This window comes from Bradyrhizobium sp. BTAi1 (assembly GCF_000015165.1).
GTDB lineage: Bacteria > Pseudomonadota > Alphaproteobacteria > Rhizobiales > Xanthobacteraceae > Bradyrhizobium > Bradyrhizobium denitrificans.
Genome location: NC_009485.1, coordinates 7,032,563 through 7,051,674 on the forward strand (window position 1 = coordinate 7,032,563; position 19,112 = coordinate 7,051,674).

At 64.0% G+C, this 19,112-nt stretch carries 17 protein-coding genes and 1 tRNA gene; 10 read left to right on the forward strand and 8 right to left on the reverse strand.

The features are described 5' to 3' along the window. Nucleotides 1-78 precede the first annotated feature (78 nt). From BBTA_RS31600 to BBTA_RS31620, 4 genes are all read left to right on the forward strand, one after another. On the forward strand, nucleotides 79-750 hold the full coding sequence (locus tag BBTA_RS31600) for a recombinase family protein (RefSeq protein ID WP_012046578.1): 672 nt from the start codon (nucleotides 79-81) through the stop codon (nucleotides 748-750). 1,530 nt (nucleotides 751-2,280) lie between these two features. Beyond that, nucleotides 2,281-2,595, forward strand: a complete 315-nt coding sequence (locus BBTA_RS31605; protein WP_041751016.1) for a hypothetical protein — start codon at nucleotides 2,281-2,283, stop codon at nucleotides 2,593-2,595. Nucleotides 2,596-2,729: 134 nt separating this feature from the next. Further along, nucleotides 2,730-3,659, forward strand: a complete 930-nt coding sequence (locus BBTA_RS40385) for a phage tail protein (protein ID WP_148221544.1) — start codon at nucleotides 2,730-2,732, stop codon at nucleotides 3,657-3,659. 1,033 nt (nucleotides 3,660-4,692) lie between these two features. Beyond that, nucleotides 4,693-6,648, forward strand: a complete 1,956-nt coding sequence (locus BBTA_RS31620) for a hypothetical protein (protein ID WP_148221545.1) — start codon at nucleotides 4,693-4,695, stop codon at nucleotides 6,646-6,648. Between the two features lie 442 nt (nucleotides 6,649-7,090). Here the strand turns inward: BBTA_RS31620 and BBTA_RS31630 are convergent, their stop codons facing one another. The 4 genes from BBTA_RS31630 to BBTA_RS31645 all read right to left on the reverse strand — a co-directional run bounded on the left by BBTA_RS31630 (nucleotide 7,091) and on the right by BBTA_RS31645 (nucleotide 9,967). Next, nucleotides 7,091-7,384: a hypothetical protein gene (locus tag BBTA_RS31630; RefSeq protein ID WP_012046585.1), complete on the reverse strand. Its 294-nt coding sequence runs from the start codon at nucleotides 7,382-7,384 to the stop codon at nucleotides 7,091-7,093. 47 nt (nucleotides 7,385-7,431) lie between these two features. Further along, on the reverse strand, nucleotides 7,432-9,273 hold the full coding sequence (locus BBTA_RS31635; protein ID WP_148221546.1) for a site-specific integrase: 1,842 nt from the start codon (nucleotides 9,271-9,273) through the stop codon (nucleotides 7,432-7,434). A gap of 88 nt (nucleotides 9,274-9,361) precedes the next feature. Beyond that, nucleotides 9,362-9,436, reverse strand: a tRNA-Glu gene (locus BBTA_RS31640). 192 nt (nucleotides 9,437-9,628) lie between these two features. After that, nucleotides 9,629-9,967, reverse strand: coding sequence for a hypothetical protein (locus tag BBTA_RS31645; protein WP_012046587.1), 339 nt, complete (start codon nucleotides 9,965-9,967; stop codon nucleotides 9,629-9,631). 31 nt (nucleotides 9,968-9,998) lie between these two features. Between BBTA_RS31645 and BBTA_RS31650 the strand changes: the two genes are divergently transcribed. Then, a complete protein-coding gene (locus BBTA_RS31650) occupies nucleotides 9,999-10,979 on the forward strand; it encodes an RluA family pseudouridine synthase (RefSeq protein WP_012046588.1) in 981 nt (326 codons plus the stop codon). A 219-nt stretch (nucleotides 10,980-11,198) separates the two neighbouring features. After that, nucleotides 11,199-12,098: an RNA polymerase sigma factor RpoH gene (gene rpoH, locus BBTA_RS31655; RefSeq protein ID WP_012046589.1), complete on the forward strand. Its 900-nt coding sequence runs from the start codon at nucleotides 11,199-11,201 to the stop codon at nucleotides 12,096-12,098. 80 nt (nucleotides 12,099-12,178) lie between these two features. Here rpoH and BBTA_RS31660 read toward each other — a convergent pair whose 3' ends face one another. Together BBTA_RS31660 and BBTA_RS31665 are read right to left on the reverse strand one after the other, a co-directional pair. Continuing rightward, nucleotides 12,179-12,802, reverse strand: a complete 624-nt coding sequence (locus tag BBTA_RS31660) for an N-acetylmuramoyl-L-alanine amidase (RefSeq protein WP_012046590.1) — start codon at nucleotides 12,800-12,802, stop codon at nucleotides 12,179-12,181. 18 nt (nucleotides 12,803-12,820) lie between these two features. Further along, nucleotides 12,821-14,056: a GGDEF domain-containing protein gene (locus BBTA_RS31665; protein ID WP_012046591.1), complete on the reverse strand. Its 1,236-nt coding sequence runs from the start codon at nucleotides 14,054-14,056 to the stop codon at nucleotides 12,821-12,823. A gap of 259 nt (nucleotides 14,057-14,315) precedes the next feature. On the opposite strand from BBTA_RS31665, the gene BBTA_RS41475 reads away from it, so the two are divergent. Beyond that, nucleotides 14,316-14,513 carry a hypothetical protein gene (locus BBTA_RS41475; protein WP_041751019.1) on the forward strand — a complete coding sequence of 66 codons (198 nt, stop codon included), beginning with the start codon at nucleotides 14,316-14,318 and terminating at the stop codon, nucleotides 14,511-14,513. Nucleotides 14,514-14,686: 173 nt separating this feature from the next. On the opposite strand, the gene BBTA_RS31675 is transcribed toward BBTA_RS41475, so the two are convergent. After that, complete coding sequence (locus tag BBTA_RS31675) at nucleotides 14,687-15,091, reverse strand: response regulator (RefSeq protein ID WP_012046592.1); 405 nt, start codon at nucleotides 15,089-15,091, stop codon at nucleotides 14,687-14,689. A gap of 150 nt (nucleotides 15,092-15,241) precedes the next feature. Here BBTA_RS31675 and BBTA_RS31680 point away from each other — a divergent pair, with 150 nt between their 5' ends. Next, a complete protein-coding gene (locus BBTA_RS31680; RefSeq protein ID WP_012046593.1) occupies nucleotides 15,242-16,081 on the forward strand; it encodes an SDR family oxidoreductase in 840 nt (279 codons plus the stop codon). Between the two features lie 763 nt (nucleotides 16,082-16,844). On the opposite strand, the gene BBTA_RS31685 is transcribed toward BBTA_RS31680, so the two are convergent. Next, nucleotides 16,845-17,663 carry a lytic murein transglycosylase gene (locus BBTA_RS31685; protein WP_012046595.1) on the reverse strand — a complete coding sequence of 273 codons (819 nt, stop codon included), beginning with the start codon at nucleotides 17,661-17,663 and terminating at the stop codon, nucleotides 16,845-16,847. Between the two features lie 412 nt (nucleotides 17,664-18,075). Here BBTA_RS31685 and BBTA_RS31690 point away from each other — a divergent pair, with 412 nt between their 5' ends. Both BBTA_RS31690 and BBTA_RS31695 read left to right on the forward strand, forming a co-directional pair. Further along, on the forward strand, nucleotides 18,076-18,591 hold the full coding sequence (locus BBTA_RS31690; protein WP_012046596.1) for a hypothetical protein: 516 nt from the start codon (nucleotides 18,076-18,078) through the stop codon (nucleotides 18,589-18,591). A gap of 169 nt (nucleotides 18,592-18,760) precedes the next feature. Then, complete coding sequence (locus BBTA_RS31695) at nucleotides 18,761-19,075, forward strand: hypothetical protein (RefSeq protein ID WP_041751020.1); 315 nt, start codon at nucleotides 18,761-18,763, stop codon at nucleotides 19,073-19,075. Nucleotides 19,076-19,112: the final 37 nt, after the last annotated feature.

The following is a 19,112-nucleotide window of genomic DNA, read 5'->3' on the forward strand; positions in this document are numbered from 1 at the left end:
GATTCCAAGACGCGCGTTGTCCATAATCTAAACGGTCAATAAGGTTCTTTACAGATCAGCCCTGGGGAGCCTTTCGCAATGCAAGCCGCACCTCTCGTCACCTACATCCGTGTATCCACCTCAAGCCAAGGCCGCTCGGGGCTGGGCATAGAGGCCCAGCGGCAGGTGCTGTCCCAATTTGTAAAGGCGGAGGGCTTTGAGGTCGTCCGGGAGTTCGTTGAAGTCGAGACGGGCAAGGGCGCAGACGCTCTGGACCGCAGGCCTCAGCTCAAGGCCGCCCTAGCTGCTGCGAAGAAGCTCCGATGTCAGGTGGGCGTGGCGAAGCTGGACCGCCTCAGCCGCGACGTCCATTTCATCAGCGGCCTGATGGCTCACAAGGTCCCCTTCGTGGTCGCTGAGCTTGGCTCTGACGTTGACCCGTTCGTCCTGCACCTATTCGCAGCGCTTGCCGAGAAGGAACGCTCGCTGATCTCGACGCGGACACGGCAAGCCCTTTCGGCCGCCAAGGCCCGCGGGGTGACCCTGGGCAACCCAAGGCTTCACGAGGCCCGTAGGAACGCGGTGGAAGCCGTGAAGGCGGAAGCGGACCGATACGCAGCGAACGTTTTGCCAATCATCCGCGAAGCTCAGAAGGCCGGCGCGAGCACCCTACGGCAGATTGCGGAGGCGCTGAACGCCCGCGGCATCCCTACGGCACGAGGCGGCCATTGGTACGCCCAAAGCGTTGCGAACGTTCTAGAGCGGGCCTGAGGCTGGGAGAGACACCATGTTGACCATCGTAGGAACTGCCTTCGGCGTTATCGCGGTCCTCGCGGTTGCCATTGAGTGCCCCAAAGCCGCCGCTGTGCTCGGGGCCGCGGCATACTGGCTCATCGCGCACGGCGCCTAGTCGGCCAAAATTCTTTGGGTCCCATATGGGCCACCGGGCCCCTGTTGGAAAACCGGCCCGCCCCAACTTCAAAAATCGAGGCTAAAGGGCGACGGCCGCCGCCCAGGTCGCGGCTGCAGCGCACGCAAGGTGGGGCCCAAATGAGCCTCACGTCATCGTACCGGCCCCGAGCGTCCGCGCCATCCACAACGCCCGGCCAAATGTTTGGCGGAGACAAACCATTTCGCAACGCTCAGCTTGGGTGTAGCGAGTGCCGTGTGGTCGGTCGGGTACGGTGTCCGATGTGTGTTAGTCCGCCCAACGCCCCCATACGTCTGCCCTCCGAGCACCTAGCGCGACGGCTGCTCAGAGCCCAAGGGGACCGTGGGAGCCTCGCTGAGGATTGCCGCGGCGCATGCCGGTGCTTGATCCCAGTGGCGCGCTGCAGACGACCTAGACCCTGCTTCCGCGCGCCATTTCTACCTCGAAGCCGGCACAAGCAACAAATGCGCCTATTCGATACACTAATCCTGGAATCGCAAGCGATTATCTGCCGGCCCCACGCACTTCCAGAGGAGAAGCCCGCTTCAGTGCCCGTCTACCCCATATGGTCGACCCGAGGTTTCAGCTGCCGGACCTCCTCTTGCAGGGTGCCGACAGACTGAGCGGGGGCATCGCAGGCCATGGTGATGGTGACGCAAACGCAAGCGTGGCACCCTCCAGGGATTGACGGTCGGAAGCCGGACCAGTGCAAGGCCGCATAAGCTGTGCCCGATAGGAACAGCGCCGTTACCAGAGGCCTCACGGTCTCTCTCCCCTCGATTGGACGCCGCTCATAGAGCCACACGTCGCTATCAGGGAGTGCAAACCGCCAGACTTGCAAGCGGATCGGGCGGAATTTGAACTACGTACTTTTTTGCACACCAGCCCCATTGAAATCATTGAAGAACTACTGTCGCCATCAAGGGGTTACGGCCAATTCACCCCCACTTACACACCAAAGGGCACCGCTCGGGACGCTCCCCGACCGCGGATGTCTAAGGCATCGAGCGCCGACCCACACGGGCGGTGTCACAGGCTTAGGTACACCACCGACAATCACGAGTGACAAAACACACATCCAAACCATCAGGGCCGCCACAGGCCCCGGATTTCAAGAAGGTCCGCAACAGCCTACGCACCATCCAGCACCGAGAGGCCCTTGGAGGCTTCATCAAGGCCGGATGGACACCCTCCGAACTCTCTGCCTTCGCTTGCCGTATCTCCGGAGCACTCAGAAAGCCTTATGCTCACCCTGCGAACTACCGGGCGGCCATGGAAATGGGCGCCGACCACCCATGCGCGGCACGGGCGCTTGAGGATCTACGGACGCCGAAGGGCGCCGGAGCGCCACCAACTGCTAGGAGAGGCTCGTGACCAGCCAAACCCTCCCGACGCCCTCTAGCTTCGAAAGCCTCCCCGAGCGCCGCTTGTTGGGCCGGTGGGACCACAAGCGGCTCAAGGAGTACGAAGCTCTCGGATGGTCCGCGGCGGAGTATGTGGCCTATCGGCAGTTCGTCTCCTTGATCGTCCGCCGCCATCACATGGGAGGCCTTCTCGCGCCCCACCAGTGGGCGCTGAGCCAAGAGCCGCAAAGCCTTCTGCCTATGTTCGTGCTCGCCCTGATCCGGGGAGGCACGCTGGACAGCGTCATCGAGGCCTCAGGTCTAAGCAGCAATCGGGAATAGGCGTCTTATCTCTTCGCGCTGAGCACCCCTACCAGTCCAGCAGCTCATCACCCTCAAATTTCCAAAAACAACTTCAAAGACGAATGCCTTTAGAGACTGCCTCCTTCATCTCCCAGCTTGTCCCGGCCAACCCTGTGCCATCCGACCCACTGAGCAACGCTGACGACCACATTCGTCTGATCAAGGGCGCCCTCAAGGCCACGTTCCCCAACTGGACCTCAGCGGCGCTCAACTCGACCAACGCGCAGATCGACACGACGGTCACCACGGTGTCCAATGGCGTCCAGGTGCTCGCCGACGCGGGCGCGTTCTTCACGACACACTCGCAAGATGGCATCGCCAGCAACGCGGCCGGCGAAGTGGACATTGTGGCCGCGGCCTCGACCCGACTGAGCGTCACCGCCTCAGGCACGACAGCCTACGGAAACCTCACCGCCAGCGGAGGGTCCCTCAAGGGCCCTGGGGTCGTGCCGATCGGCGGCATGATCATGTGGCTCACCGACACGCTCCCCACCGAGGGCTCGTGGTGCTGGGCCAACGGTGGCGTGCTCTCCCGCACTGGCAACGGCGCGGCCCTCTTCGCCATTTGGGGCACCACGTACGGTGCGGGCGATGGCTCGACGACGTTCAACGTGATCAACATGCAGGAAGCCCTCCCGGTCGGCAAATCGACCATGGGTGGCGGCTCCTCGCCCGGCCTCCTCAGCAGCATCTCGGGTGCCGTCAAGGGCGTCCTTGGGGCCATCATGGGCTCCGACACGCACGCCCTAACGGCAGCAGAGGTCCCGCAGCTCAATGGTGCCACCGATGGCGCCCACGTGACCTCTGCGAACCTCTACGTTGGAGATTTCAACTTCAACGGTGGTGGAGCTGGCGCGGGCATCTTCACGAACTCGGGGTTCATTCAGAACTCGCCTGGCTCTGGCCTGCTCGGCGCTTACAAGCAGATCAGCCTGCCCGTAGCGATCCCGAGCCTCAGCGTCTCCGTCAACAGTGGTGGAGGTACGCCACACAGTATTGTGCAGCCGGCTCGGGTAGTGAACTACATCATCCGTATCGGCTAAGGCGCTCTCCGAAAGCTGTGAAGAATGCTTGCCCTTTGGCAGCCATTGGGTCCGGAGGGACCATTGTGTGCTCTAATTCCAAAGTGGGCGAAAGGAGCACCTCTCGTGGATCATCAGCAGTTCGCATCTCTTACACGCGCCGAGCTGTACGCCCTGTACGCACCGCTCAGTTTGTTGCGCCCGCTGCACAAACGCATGAGCCTTCTGCAAGCCGTGACGTTCTTCCATGTCATGGCTCAGGATGACCTTACGGTTACGGAGTTGGCCGCCAGAGTCGGTGTGAAGCCGTGGACCATCTCCCGATTTCTCCGGGACCTCGGCTGTGTCAGCCGCGAAGGCCGCCAAAGCCTAGGCCTAGTCGCGCTCACACAGAGACCACACGGAGACCGGAGGGAGTACCGCGTGACCCTCACTCCAGCGGGACTAGCGCTTGCTCGCCAAATGATCGCTCTCATGAAGCCGGCGTTGACGCCTCGGGCACAACCTCGGTCGATACGCCGCCGCAAAGGTGCCGGGGCTCTTCAACAGGATTGAACACCGACACGTTGAACAAGGCCGGAATACCGCGAAGCTCTCACGAGCAACACGGGCAGCACCCAAGCGACATAGAGCAGCGCTGATCTGCTCTGCCAATGCTGCCAGCCGCGGTACGGAAGGCTCCCTGTGTTTCCCTTGTGGAGGCTCAGGGGGCCTTCCGTGTTCAAGGGGCATTGTGGGGCTCATGCCGGTCCTCTGGGGCCCGCTGGAGCGCTCGGGGTGCCCTTTTTGGTGGTAGAAGAGGCCTGAGCAGCACAATCGCGCTCCGAGACTCCTGAGGCCCGCTATGGGGCCAAAGACTGGCACCCCCCATAAGGCTGGTGCTTCCTATCCGGTTATCAACTTCTCCTGTCTGTGGTTTTTGCATCACAGAGACTGAAACTGGACATTGCCCTTCCGCAGTCGTCCTTCCTCCGAAGAATGGAGGGTCAACCTCTATAAGGTGTCTTCTATAGAGGTCTGCCCCCCAATAATCCCCATGGGGAACCTACCTGCAATGAAAGACCTCATCGGCCTGCACGAGGGTTACGCTCTCGTGTCGCCGCAGACCTTTGTCGACCGTATGGCCGACGAGTGGACCATGAGATACCAAAACGTTCCCAGTGAGCCCCTGCGGAAGCTCTGGCGCACTATGGCGAACACCTATCAAGAAGCCATCACAGATACCGCTACTGGTGTTGCTCCGAATTGGCGCGTTTTGTGGCCACCCACGGGCTCAGGCAAGACTTTAGGCGCCAAGGTGTATGCGGCGCTCCAAGCGCAACAGAACGCGGCTACCGCGCCCCCCACCAAACCGGTGGGCATCCTCATCGTCACCCGGCTGATCGACCAAGCCGATGAAATGGTGATGGCCATCAATACGCTCTCTGGCCGGCAGGTTGCCGTTGCCGACCATATGGAGCACAGGACTTCCCGCGAGCAACTGGGCGAGACCGACGTACTTGTCATCACTCATCAGGCCTACGTGAGCGCAACGCAGAGGCTCACAAGCACGCGCGAGGGGAAGTGGCAGCTCTTGATGAAATGGAAGCACGGCGAACGGCTTCTCACTATCGTTGATGAAGCTCTGTGCAACGTGATCGAGGAAAGCCAAGTAAAGCTCGACAGCCTCGGCCGTGTCATAGGCTACATTCCCCACGAGTTGCGCATCGCTCATGCTCCCGCAGTGGACGCTCTTGAGGGCCTCTACGTGGCGATGGGGCACCACGGCGGCATCAGTGAAGGCTTTGGAGGCGGTGCCTGCATGGCTTGGCACGCGGGGGGCTCACCGGGAACCGTGGACTTGAGCGCGCTACGGGCCTCGATGTTCAAGCTCCCTTACGATCAGTACGTGGGGAAGTCTGACGCAAATGATCGCGCTCGGATTGCTTCCCAAGTCGACAAGACGCTAGCCGCTGCCGAGGCGGTGCTCGACCAACACGCATATTTTGCGACCAAAGGGGCACAGCCCACGCTCAATTCCTCTGCCCTGGTGATGCCCCTAGACGCCCCTGGGCCTGTTGTTCTCGACGCGACCGCGCACACCGATTTCGTCTACCAGCTAATGGAGGACCGCGCCCGCGTCGTACCTACGCCTCCAGGAGTGCGAGACTACAGCAGCGTGACGTTCCACGTCGCGCGGACGTCCGCGGGTATCGGCAAAGGGGCTATGGTTGAGAAGGCGAAGACGCGCTTCCCCCGCCTAATTGAGGACCTAACGCAGCGCATCGGCCCCGAACGTTCGGTGTTCTTCTGCGTGCACAAGGCTGTAGAGCACGAGATTCCCGAACCGGAGGCGCTCCCGTTTGCCAAAGTGGCAACGGCCCATTGGGGCGCTGTCGACGGAAGTAACACCTTTGCCGGTTGCGATACCGCAGTGATTTTCGGCCTGCCGTTCCGGGATGCGGTGACATGGCCAACCAACGTGTTCTTTGCCCTCCAAGGCGTCCACGGTGATGACTGGCTAGACAACCCAACATGGAAAGGGCACTTGAACCTAAGGGAGTTGATGGTGCGAAGGCAGTTATCCGCGTCCATCATCCAAGCCGTCAATAGGATCAGAATACGTCACGTGACCGACGAGCACGGCGGGTGTCCGCCTGCGGACATCTTCATCGTCCTCCCTTCTGGCGAGCGCGGGGATGACATCCTCGCCGCTATTCGTCGGGAAATGCCGGGATTGCAAGTCGTCGATTGGCCCTTTGAGCTTGACGGCCCTAAGGTGCGAAAGAGCAAGGCCGGTACACCCCAGGGACGCCTGCTAACCTATATGGAGAACCGTGCCCCAGGTCGCACCTCACTGCGCGCGGTGGCTCGTGAGTTCGGCCTCACGCCTAGCGGCAAGAAAGAGCTGCAGAAGAACCTCCGCAACGAGAACCATCCCCTTACCTTGGCCCTCCAGGCTATGGGGGTGTCCTATGCCGTGACAGGCAAGGGCCGCGGCGCAAAGAGCGAGCTGGTGAAGGTGGCTTAGCTGCGAAAGACTAGAAGCCGCACATAGGTTTCCCTCGGGACCGTGTGCGGCCTTTTGTTTCGCCGTGGATCACATCGCGCTAGTCCCCGTGTTCATCGGCGCTGCTCCACATGCGCCTTGAGCTGCCTGACTTCCTCGGACAGCCTGTCGACTGCCTGCGAGAGAGCATCGCAGAGCAGCACCAATGCCACGCAGGCGACCACTGCAGCCGTCCCAGCGGACTGCCACTCGGATAGCCCGGAGAGCTGGCTACCGGCATATGCGGTGCCAGCCAAGAAAAGGATGGTGACCATAGGTCTCACGGTTGCGCTCCCCTCACGATTTCACGCCTCTGAGGCGGCCCGTGGAGCCCTCGGAACGTCCCGGATAACTCCAGGCTCTCACGCGCCACCTGGGCTCCCAGAGCGCCCTGAGGGCCGCCCTGGAGCCTCGATTAATTGCATTAGGACATGCGGGGGTCTACGCGTCCGGTCAAAACGTCCGCTAGATCGATGCCGAGCTTTTGGGTTGCTTTATCTACCATCTTCTCCAGGCACTCGCCTGCATGCACGGCCAGCTCACAGAGGCCCATCAGCCGCAGCACGAACCAATGAGGCACCGTGCGATCCTCCAGGGCGCCTTGATCCGTGGCCCAAGCTTCGATCACCCCACGGCCGCCGTAGATCAGCTGCCAAGCAACGCGTATCGTCTCTGTGAGCGCGGAGGTGGCGAGCTTCTTTGTGATGCTATTCGACATCGAGATTCCCCCTGTTTCCCCTTGGGCCTCATGCCCGGAGGCGTTGGTCAGTTATCCCTCTTGCCGCGTGTAAGCGCGCTACTGATCGGGGCTCGGACACGCGACAGGTCCAATCCCGGAAAGGTGACATTGCAGATGGTCTCGTGCAGCTTCTGCACGCCCCAACGCTGGAGCATCTGCTTGGCGCCGTACTGACGGCTCACAGACTTCCCAGCGGCGCTGCGGCCTGCCAGGGCGTCTCTCAGCTCTTCGTCAGGTGTCGCGCGGCGCAGCGCGTCCTGAAAGCCGTGTCTGAAGCTATGGAAAACTAGGTTGGGGTCCGCTACGCCAATATGGTTGCGCAGGTAACGCCCCCACCACTTTGCCCACGCCTTGCGGCCTCCCGGCTGATCAGGCGCCACGGGCGGGAAAAGCCAAGCCCTGTCTCCATCGACAACCCTACGGCGCCCCACGTAGTCGAGAAAGCCGAGTTGGATGATCTGCGGGTGAACTGGCACGACGCGCTCACCAGCATCCGACTTGACGCTTTTCCCAGCACCCACGTCGCGCACGATCCACAACAGCGGGATTTGTGTCTCAACGTCACCACGAATGTCAGACGTGCGCAGGGAGGCGAACTCACCTTGACGGCCTCCCATGAACAGCGCCAGCAGCGGAAGCCACACGGCGGCTGCTCCCTGGCCGCCCGCGGGTATCTTCTGCTCCGTGAACAGCGGCGCATCGAACACAGCTTGCAGACCTTGAGGGTCAAACGCGTCCCGCGTCGACTGCTGGCGCTCCACCCTCATATCTTTGAACGGGTCGGACCAAGGGACTTCATCTGGCACCATCCCGTTGCGATAACCCCAACCGACAATGGCCTGCACCGCCCCGAGTTGCTTGTTCACGGTAGCAGAGGACACCTTGGGCTCGGCCGGACGCTCTTGCCCCCACTGTCGCAGCTCTGAGAGCCCCGCTTTCAGGAGCCGTCCCCGTCGTGTCCTGGGCACTTGGCGCAGCGCCTCACGGAATTGGCTGGCGTGCGAGCGCTTGATGTCTGCGAGAGACAGGTTTCCGTGCAGTTCGATGAAGAGGTCGACCGCGCGCGTGTACTCGTGGACGCCATCCGCGGGCCGCTGCCGTTCATTCTTCCAGCCTTCCAGCGCCTCACGGAGGCTTCCAGAGCCCTCAACACTGGAAGGCCATTGCAAGGCCGGGGTTGGCACGTCGTCGCCTGCGTTTCGTCGCTCGATGTCCTTGAGGACTTTCACGTGGGCCGCCAGCACAGCCATGCCTAACTTTCGATACGAGACGCTCTTGCGGTCCAGGGTGTCCAGCTGGAAAGCAAGGAGCAGTTCGTCCAGTTCTTCGCGGAGCGCCGAGACATCGCCCCGCGCCAAAGCCTGCGGGATGACAGCGAGTTCGTACTGCAACGAGCCGGCCCGCTTGAAAATCTCACGATCAGAGAGGCCCGCCTCAGGCAATTCGCCAACTGCAAACGGCGTGTTGAATTCCACGCCTGCCGCGGCCAGCTGGGCAGCGATGCTTTGAAACAGCGGCTCAGACCCTGTACCTTCCCGACGCTGCTCCTCGTCCTCCGCCAGCTTGCTCGCGTAGTAGCTCTCCGCCATCCGCTTTATTTGCGCATCGGTGAGCACGGACACGGTTGGCCGCTGTTCAAGGAGCGCCTCCGCCGCGGCTAAGGTCCGATTGAAATCTGCGAGAACGTGGGTTGCGGCTACGTTGGCTTCCTTGACGCTCTTGGTCCCGAGCGACTTCTTTAGGAACACCTGCCTGGGGCGGCCAGAGTTGAGCACAAGGGCGACGGCTTCTTGCAGCCGTTCGGGCACCCTGCGCTGGGCATAGTACGTACCGTGCCGGTCTTTGATCAGTCCCATCAGCACACGCATCAAAGCTACGTCCAAGTGCTACCACCCGAGCGCAGTCAAAGCCATGATTTGCGTGATGTTTTTGAATTCTCAGCGCTTCTAGAGCTGCTGGCGCTCCCTAGGGGAATCGAACCCCTGTTTCAGCCTTGAGAGGGCCGCGTCCTAACCGCTAGACGAAGGGAGCGTGAGGTGAACCGCATAGCCTCGAAATCGCCGCGCCGCAAGACGGGGGATGGGATTTTTGTGGGGGCGGTGGAGGAGAGAGTCCCCGCGGGGACCCCCACCCCCGACCCCTCACCTCCCCCTCTTGCGGGGAGGGGTCGGGGGTGGGGGCCACGAGTCCCGCTCGACGTGGAGGCGTCCGCATCGCCTGCCCTTACGGCTCCACGGCGAAGCGGAGGCGGCCGGTGGGTTTCAGGGTTTTGGCGTCGAAAGTACGGATCTCGGTGGTGCCGGCGATGTCGAGCGTGACCGCCAGGCGGTCACCGGCGGTGCCGGTTGCGACGATGCGGGCGCCCTTGGGCAGCATCGCGGTGAGGTCCGGGCCTGAAGCTGTGCTTCCATCGCCGCGGAAAAGGCGATAGCCGATGGCGACCAGAAGCACTGCGATCGCGACCGAGGTGGTCACGCCCGCGATCATCATCATGCGCCGCAGCCGCGCCATCAGCTGGGCCTGCTCGGGCGAGGACGGCTCGGGCGCAACGGTAGAGTTCATGGACATCTCGACTTCACATTCCCACGGTCTGATGACGGTCATTGTCGCCGGCGACGAAGGCTCGCCGCGGCTCGATCGCGTGCTCGCGGCCCGGCTGCCGGAGCTGTCGCGGTCCCGGCTGAAGGCGCTGATCCTGGCCGGCCAGGTCAGCCTCAGCACCGGGGCGGTGCGCGACCCCGCTTATCACGTCGCCAGCGGCGACACGATCACAATCGACGTGCCCGAAGCGGCCCCGCCCGAGCCGAAGGCCGAGGCGATCCCGCTCCACGTCGTCTACGAGGACGACGATATCGTCGTCCTCGACAAGCCGGCCGGCCTCGTGGTGCATCCCGCCGCCGGGCACGAAACCGGGACCCTGGTGAACGCGCTGATCGCGCATTGCGGCGCCAGCCTGTCCGGGATCGGCGGCGTCAAGCGGCCCGGCATCGTCCACCGGCTGGACAAGGATACCACCGGGCTGATGGTGGTCGCCAAGAACGATCACGCGCACGCCTCGCTGAGCGCGCAGTTCGCCGATCACGGCCGCACCGGCGCGATGGAGCGCGGCTATCTGGCGTTTTCCTGGGGGCTGCCGCACCGGCCGCATGGCACCATCAACGCCCCGCTTGACCGGCATCCGCATGCCCGCGACAAGATGGCGGTGCGGCCACGGGGCCGCGAGGCCATCACCCATTACGAGGTGCAGGAGAGCTTTGTCGGCCGCGACGGCAAGCCGGTGGCGTCGCTGATCGCCTGCCATCTCGAGACCGGGCGCACCCACCAGATCCGGGTGCATCTGGCGCATCTCGGCCATACCCTGCTCGGCGATGCCGTCTATGGCCCGCACTTCAAGACCAAGGCGAACCAGCTGGCGCCAGGCGCGCGGGCGGCGCTGGAGGCGCTCGGACGGCAGGCGCTGCATGCCTATCTGCTGGTGATCGAGCACCCCCGGACGGGAGAAATTCTGCGCTGGGAATCGGAGCTGCCGGAGGATCTTTCCCTCTTGCGGGAGGCGCTGCGAGCGGCGCTATGACGCAGGACCTTCAGAAAAGCGCAAGCATGCCAAGAGGTTATAGCAGGGACACGGGGACGTGACCCCCGGAATCCTTCCACCTCGGGCTGAAAATGGTGTATGTTGCGCCTGCGTCGAATGGTCGACGCGTGGAACGTCGCAAACCGGTTGGCTTTAACCAAGCGACCGCTTTGCCTGGCCCGCCGCTATCGGGGGCCTGAACCAACTGGAGGGCGCTCAATGGCCCGTACAGCTACACTACCGGTTCTCAACGGAGAATCCGGACTTGCACGCTACCTCGCTGAGATCCGCAAGTTCCCGATGCTGGAACCGCAGGAGGAGTACATGCTCGCCAAGCGTTGGCGTGAGCATGACGACAGCGACGCAGCGCAGAAACTCGTCACCAGCCATCTCAGGCTCGTGGCCAAGATCGCCATGGGCTATCGCGGCTACGGCTTGCCGATATCCGAAGTCGTGTCGGAAGGCAATGTCGGCCTGATGCAGGCGGTGAAGAGGTTCGAGCCCGAGAAGGGCTTCCGCCTCGCCACCTACGCCATGTGGTGGATCAAGGCGTCGATACAAGAGTACATCCTGCGTTCCTGGTCGCTCGTGAAAATGGGCACCACCGCGAACCAGAAGAAGCTGTTCTTCAACCTGCGCAAGGCGAAGAGCCGGATCTCCGCGCTGGATGAAGGCGATCTGCATCCGGATCAGGTCAAGCTGATCGCAAAGCGCCTCGGCGTGACCGATCAGGACGTGGTCGACATGAACCGCCGCCTCGGCGGCGACGCCTCGCTGAACGCGCCGATCCGCGACGACGGCGAAGCGGGCGAATGGCAGGACTGGCTGGTCGATACCTCGCCCAACCAGGAAGCCATCATGGCCGAGCACGAGGAATACGACCACCGCCGGCAGGCGTTGAACGGCGCGATCGGCGTGCTCAACGCGCGCGAGCGCCGCATCTTCGAGGCGCGGCGTCTGGCCGACGAGCCGATGACGCTCGAGGACCTCGCCGCCGAGTTCGGCGTGTCGCGCGAGCGCGTGCGCCAGATCGAGGTGCGCGCATTCGAGAAGGTGCAGTCCGCCGTCAAGGGCGCCATCGCCAAGCAGGAGGCGGCGGCCCTGGAGGCCGCGCATTAACGGCGCGGCTTCCTAGCTTAAGGTGGTTTTGATGCGATCGGAGCCGGCGGAGACGCCGGCTTCTTGTTAGGTGAGGCTCGTTAGTCAGGCGCGGCGCGGGCGAGCTCGGCGAGCGCGCAGCCCTCGCAATAGCGGGCGTCCTTGTAGTCGATCCAATTATGCGCATAGATCCGCTCCCGCGGAATCCGGTAGCGCAGCCGGAGCAGCTTGGAGAGCACGCGCCATGCGGCGATCTGGGCTTCGGTGGCCGGCGCGGTGACGTCCGGATAGTTGCCGGCGAACTCCACGCCGATGGAATTGTCGCGCACGACCTTGCGATAGGTGGATGCGTTGTCGATATAGCGGTTGTCGTTGCGATTGGCGCCGTCGCCATGCAGCGTGACCATGGTTTCAGGCACCGCCCAATACACCGTGCCGTCGGTTTCCACCCACAGGGTCACGCCGCGCCGTTTCGGGGTCTTGGCCTGCGCCAGCGCCCCCGCCCGCGCCGACCCCGCCGGCCCCTCGGTCTGGTGGACGATGATGTTGGTCCAGGGATGCGCCTTGGCCGGGTCGCCCCACGGCGCCAGCCAGACGATTCTGAGGCCCGGAATATCCGGCGTGCCGGATGCGCGGGCCATTGCGGCGAGGTCGTCCGCCGCGGCCGGCCGTGAGAGGAAGAGCAGCGCAAGCGCTGCGTGGCGGGAGAACAGGATCGGCCTCATGGCCGAACATTAGCACCGCTATTCGGCGGCAGCATCCTGGCGCGGGTGATGCAGGGCCAACGCGGCGATCTGCTCCGGGGCCAAGCTGGGCGCATCGACCTCGTTTTGGTAAACGGCATAACGGTTCTTGCCATCCTTCTTGGCCGCATACAGCGCCTGGTCCGCCCGCGCCATCACCCGGTCCGGGAATGCACCGAGGTCCCGCGTCCACTCGGCCACGCCGATCGACACCTCGATCGGCACGTCGGCTCCGGCGCAGGCCTCTGCATCGTCGCGGCAGACCTGCAGGATCCGTCGCGCGATCATCGCGCCCTCCCGCAAAGAGGACGACGGCAGCAGGATGCAGAACTCGTCGCCGCCGGTGCGCGCAAGCATGTCACCCGGCCTGAGCCGGGTCTGCGCCATCAGCGTGAAGTGCTGCAGGCAGGCATCGCCCGCCGCATGACCGTGATTGTCGTTGATGAGCTTGAAGCCGTCGAGATCGATCACCAGCAGCGCGAACGGTTTTCCCGACCGCTCTGCGCGCGCGCACTCCTCGCCGAGCCGCTGCATCAGATGGCGCCGATTGGCGACGCCGGTGAGATCGTCGAGCAGCGCGAGATCGGCGACCTCGTTGCGCAGGCGGTCGACGGCCATCAGCAGAAAACCGAAATTGAGCGACATCGACAGAAAGATCAGCAACAGCACCGCAGCGGCCTGGCCGCTGGTGGAATGACTGAAATTGAAGTCCGCGCCAATAAAGGCGCCGATCGTCCGCGCCGCGAACACGGCGATGATCAGGACCGACAGCAATCCGGCGAGTCGCGCCCCTGGATTGATGGGTCCGTTTCTGGCGTCCAGCACCAGCCGCGCGATCACCGCCATCGGGACCGCCTGCCCGAGCGAGTAGCACAGGATCCGTAGCGGTCCGTGGTCGTAGACATAGAGAAAGAAGGCGATCGACGTGCAGGTCAGCGCGACCACGGAGAGGCTCAGTCGCCACGAGGCTGCACGGCCATAGAAGCGCTGCACGCCCATCGCCGCGAGGCAGATCGCGAGCGTCATCAGCGAGGCGCCGGCGAGCAGGGGCATGAAGGAGCCGAAATAGAATTGGCCCAGCGCGCACAAGGCGGCCGGCGCGCACATGAACGCAGAGGCTGTCCAGTAGCGCGCCGATGCCAGATTGGGGTAGCTCCGCATCACATAGGCCCAGATCAGGCCCAGTGCGAGGAAGTTGACCACGAAGGCGGTCCACAGCGTCGGAACGTTCAACATCCCGATTGCCGGATGCGATCGATCCTGCCCTCACTGTCTCGCAACGCCACGCTCATGACCATCCCTGTCTTTTACGGGCACCATGAGCGCGATGCGCTTAACGTTTCCTCAAATCCGGAACCAAGATTGCGCCTTGGTTTTGAAACAATGAAGACACGATTAGTCCGCTGTTAACCCTCTCGCGAAGCCCGCGCGAACGCCGCAACGGGCTGCGGCCTCCATCGAGCTGTGGATAAGGGCAAGTTGCCCAGGTGACAGGGTGAGGCAGAGCTTCGCGAATCTGCTGGGATCGTCTCCCGAGGCTGATGCATGGCTCCTCTGCGCCAGCGAGGCCTCGAAGTCGCGTTGCAATCCATCCACTCCTGACGAGGATTCCATGGCGAAGAAAGCGAAGAAGGCCGCGAAGGCGACCAAGAAAGCGGCGAAGAAGACCAAGAAGGCCGCCAAGAAGAAGTAGTCGTACTCCCCCGGGTGGGAGCGCGGCTTCCACCCGGTGTCACCGCCGTCGCGCTGCCGATCGCCAATCCTTCATCGCCCGCCTTCATCTCCCTCGCCACTCCGGCCTACGCCTTCGCATTTCCAGAAATGGTGCGCCCGAGCCGATCCGTCAAGGCGATCCGGCCCGCCGGCTCACTCCCCCCATCTGCGGGCCATCTCCGGCGCACGCTCCAGCGTCACTTCGGCCTCGCGCAGCACGTCGAGCGGCGCCCACGGCTTGCTCCAGAACTTCGTGCCGCCCGGCAGCGGCTGCGACAGCGGCCGTCCCGATGTCACGACCACGTTGATATGGGGATGGCGCGCCCGCGCGATGTGCGCGAGCTCCACGCCGCTCATGCGACCGGCGAGATTGACGTCCGTCATCATCAGTACGATGCGGTGACCGGGCTTGTTGAGCACCAGTTCCGCAGCCTCGGCGCTCTCGCACGCGATCACGTCGTAGTCGCTCTCCTCCAGCAGCAGCGCGATCATCTCGCGCTGGGTCGGATCGTCCTCGACGATCAGTACGGTCGCGCGAAACGGCTGCGACTGTCCCATGCCTGTACCTCCACGAAATGTGCCACGGCCCATTGCAATGTGAGTTAAAAGCGGAACAGCAGGATGGTTCGGTTCCAATGCGAAAAACTGGCAGAAAATCCAGCCCGCTTTGGAACGGCGACGCGAACGAGCGAGGGAGGGACAGCGGCGATGACGGCAATCAGCGGCGCGGCGGCGGCCGTGACGGGAGCATCCAGCGGCATCGGCCGCGCCTTGGCACAGGAACTCGCGGCGCGCGGCTGCGATCTCGCTCTGGCCGATCGCGATGAGGCGGGCCTGGCCAGCGTTGCAAGCGAGCTCGCCACGACAGGCCGCAAGGTCACCACGCATCGCCTCGATGTCAGTGACGGCCAGGCGATCGGCCAGTTCGCCGAGGATGCGACGCGCGCGCATCCCAGCCTCAACATCGTCATCAACAATGCCGGCGTCGCGCTGTTCGGCGGTTTCAACGAGATCGACCAGGCCGAGATGGAGTGGCTGTTCAACATCAATTTCTGGGGCGTCGTGCACGGCACCCGGGCCTTCCTGCCGCATCTTGCGCGGCAGCGCGCGGCGCACATCGTCAATCTGTCCTCGATCTTCGGCATCATCGCCCCGCCCGGCCAGTCGGCCTATGCGGCAGCCAAATTCGCGGTGCGCGGTTTCTCCGAGAGCCTGCGTCATGAGCTTGCCACCGCCAACAGCCCAATCAGGCTGTCGGTCGTGCATCCCGGCGGCGTCGCCACCGCGATCGCGCGCAATGCCCGCGCCGGCCACGGCATGACCGACAATGCGCGCCGCGTGCAGGCGATCGAGCGCTTCGAGCGGCTGGCCAGGACCACCCCGCGCGAGGCGGCCCAGCGCATCATCCAGGGCATCGAACGCAACGAGCCGCGCATCCTGATCGGCGGCGACGCGCGAATCATGGATCTGCTGCAGCGGTTCATGCCGGGCACCTATTGGAAGGTGATGGCCAAGCGCCTGGAGAAGGCGGCCGCGAAGCAAGGCTGATGCGTCGGTCGAACGCATAAGGCCTCGCGGCGCGTCACGCGTCCGAGTCTTGTGCATTCGCCGCCCTCAGCAGGATGGAGGGCGCAGGGAGAGCCAGGCCTCGGCTGAGGCCTGCGGCCCGCGTGCGATAAGAAAATGCACGCGGCGGTTACCACAGGTTCAGCCGGAACGACCCGGCCCTCCCTGCGCGATGGTCTGACGCGTTATACGTGGTCTCCCTGGTGCGCCGGCGTGTTGGCCACCATTGTCAGTGCGATGCTCGAGCATCGCGACCAACGTGATACCAGCATCGGGGTATCGGGACGCCACGATTTCGGCGTGCGCAGCGCTTCGTTCGTCGGCGCGGCCAAGCCACGCTGCGGAGCTCTACGCCCATCGCATCCTATCAGCCCGCGCCTCGTGACGATCGCGAAACGCCCCTCCGGCGGGCCGGGACGGCGGCAAATGTGCGGCTGATTTGCCCGACGACACAATAGGTGTTGGTGCGACAAAGCAACACGACGGGCAGTTTGCGCATGACGAGCATGTGCCGAGATCTCTCGGCGTGTCATTCCGGGACGTGCGTGAGCCGCGAGCCCGGAGGGCCGCCCCAAAATGACGGCGTGGGTGGGGTTGAGCGCTGTGGCCAGACCCGAAGCTGTCATCGCCCGGCTCGCCCGGGCGATCCCGTATTCACAGCCAATCATTGTCGAGCTGAGAGGTCACGGCGTACTGGATGCCCGCCTTCGCGGGCATGACAGCGAGGGGGAGGCGATCCCCTGCCCTATCGCCCCACCAGCTGATCGGCGAAATAGCCGATGGTCTTGCGATAGATCACAGCCCTGTTCCACTCGCGCATCGCGTCGAAATTCGCCGAGCCCTCGTCATAGGGCGCGCCCATCTTGAAGCCGTTGCTGTGGAGCAGATTGGCGGTCGAGGCCAGCACGTCGGCGGTGGAGTGACGCAGATCGACGCGGCCGTCGCCATCGAAATCGACGCCGTATTTGATGTAGGAGGACGGCAGGAACTGGGTCTGGCCGATCTCGCCGGCGAAGGCACCGATCAGATCGCGCAAAGTGAGATCGCCGCGCTCGACGATCTTCAGCGCCGCCATCAGCTCGGTCTGGAACAGCTCGGTGCGGCGGCAATCATGCGCCAGGGTCGCCAACGTACGGATCACCGGCAGCTTGCCCATGTCGCCCTTGCCGAAATCGGTTTCCAGCCCCCAGATCGCGATCAGGATCTGGCGCGGCACGCCATATTGCTGCTCGATGCGCGACAGCAGCGCCGCATGCCGCTGCAGCATCGCGCGGCCGCCATTGATGCGGCCGGGGCCGACGCGGGTCGCGACATACTGCTCGAAGCTCTTGTTGAAGGTGTAACGCTGGCGGCGGTCGAAGGCGAGCACGGCCGGATCGAGCGTCACGCCCGACAGCGCCTGGCTGATCGTTGCGGACGAGACGCCGGCGCTCTGCGCCTCTGCGGAGAAGCTGGCAACGAACGTGTTGAAATCACCGCCGCAGCGCGCGGCCTGCGCGGAGCTGGCCGCCGAGAGGGCCGAGAGCGAGGCCGCGAGCAGCACGGCAAGACGACGCAAGAGCATGCGGGATCCTTGTTGATTCCAGATTGCCCCGATCATGGCATGAGCGAAATGCTGGCGTCAAAACTGCGGCGGTTCAGACAAGGCGCTCACCCCACAACCGGTGCGCCCTCTCCCCCGCGTGTGCAGCGCTATCGCCTATGGCGCTCGACAGAGTGTGCCCGTCTGTTTCCACGTCGTCATGGCCGGACTTGTCCCGGCATGACGGAGTAACAGATTGGCAGGCGTTCGTGCTGCGGCTTGTCCCATTGGTCAAATGCGATGCGACCTTCCCCGCACGCGGCGGAGGCGCAGACCGAGCGAGCGGCACGATGAATGACTCCCGCGGTCTGCAGCTTCCCCATACCCGCTTGATCCTCGTCAACATCCGGCCACCGTCCGCTTTCTAAGCTGACCGGCAAAAGGAGACGACGCCATGATCGGGATTACGCTGACCGCCGACCAGATCCGCTCGGCCCCGCCGGAGGTGCGGCGCTGGATCGAGCATCAGGTGCTCGCCAGCCTCGGGCTCGGCGCGGAGGCAGCGCCGGCGACGCCCGCACTGCCGGTGCCGGGTGCGCATCTCGTCGCCTGCACCGCCGATGACGCGGCCAAGATCCTGGCGCAGATCGAGGGCGTGCTGCCGGCGGTCAACGTGTTCTTCGAGTTCAGCCGTCCCGGCATCTCGCTCGGGCAGCCGCCGATCATGATGTTCCGCCTGATCGACATCCTGCATCATACCCGGCTGCAGAACATCGGCCAGGTGATGGCCTCGCTGGAGATGATCAACAAGGCGCTGATCGACGCCAGGAACGATCCGTCAGCACGGTTCTGCGGCTTCGACCATGAAGGCCACTGCCTGATCGCCCCGGAAACCCAGCGCGCGATTGCCAGCGTCTGGCAGAGCGTCATCGCCAAGCAGCATGGCGTGGCCGAGGGCGAGGCGGCGTGAGGCGGCACGGCGCAGCGATTGATGCCGCGCTTGTCCCAAAACGAAGCACGGCCAGGGAAGCACGCCCAGGTCGGTTCAGCCATGCCTGTTCCGGGCGGCTCCGGCCTTGAGCCCGCCGGGATCGGTGCTACGATTCCGCCGTCGTTTCCGATCCCAAGGGAGATCGCCGATGCCGCCCCGCCAGCGCCGATTGCTCCAGGTCCCCCTGTTCCGCCTGCTCGCGATCAACCTCGCGCTCGGCCTCGTCATGGCCGTGGTGCTGGTCGGCGGCCTCCTGGCGCTCGATCCCTGGGGCCTGCGTCACCTGATCTTCGCCGACCATTCGCCTGGCGTCGCCATCGGCCTGCTGCTCGGCTCGTTCTTCGTCACCTTCGGCTCGACCGCGATGGGCACGGCGATCATGGCGCTCGGCGGCAGCGACGAGGATGACGGTCCGCAAGGCGGCCCGCGCGTACCAGCACGGGTGAAGGTGCGGAGGCGATAGAGGCGAGCTGTCGCCGCAACGGCGCTGCGCCTCCCTC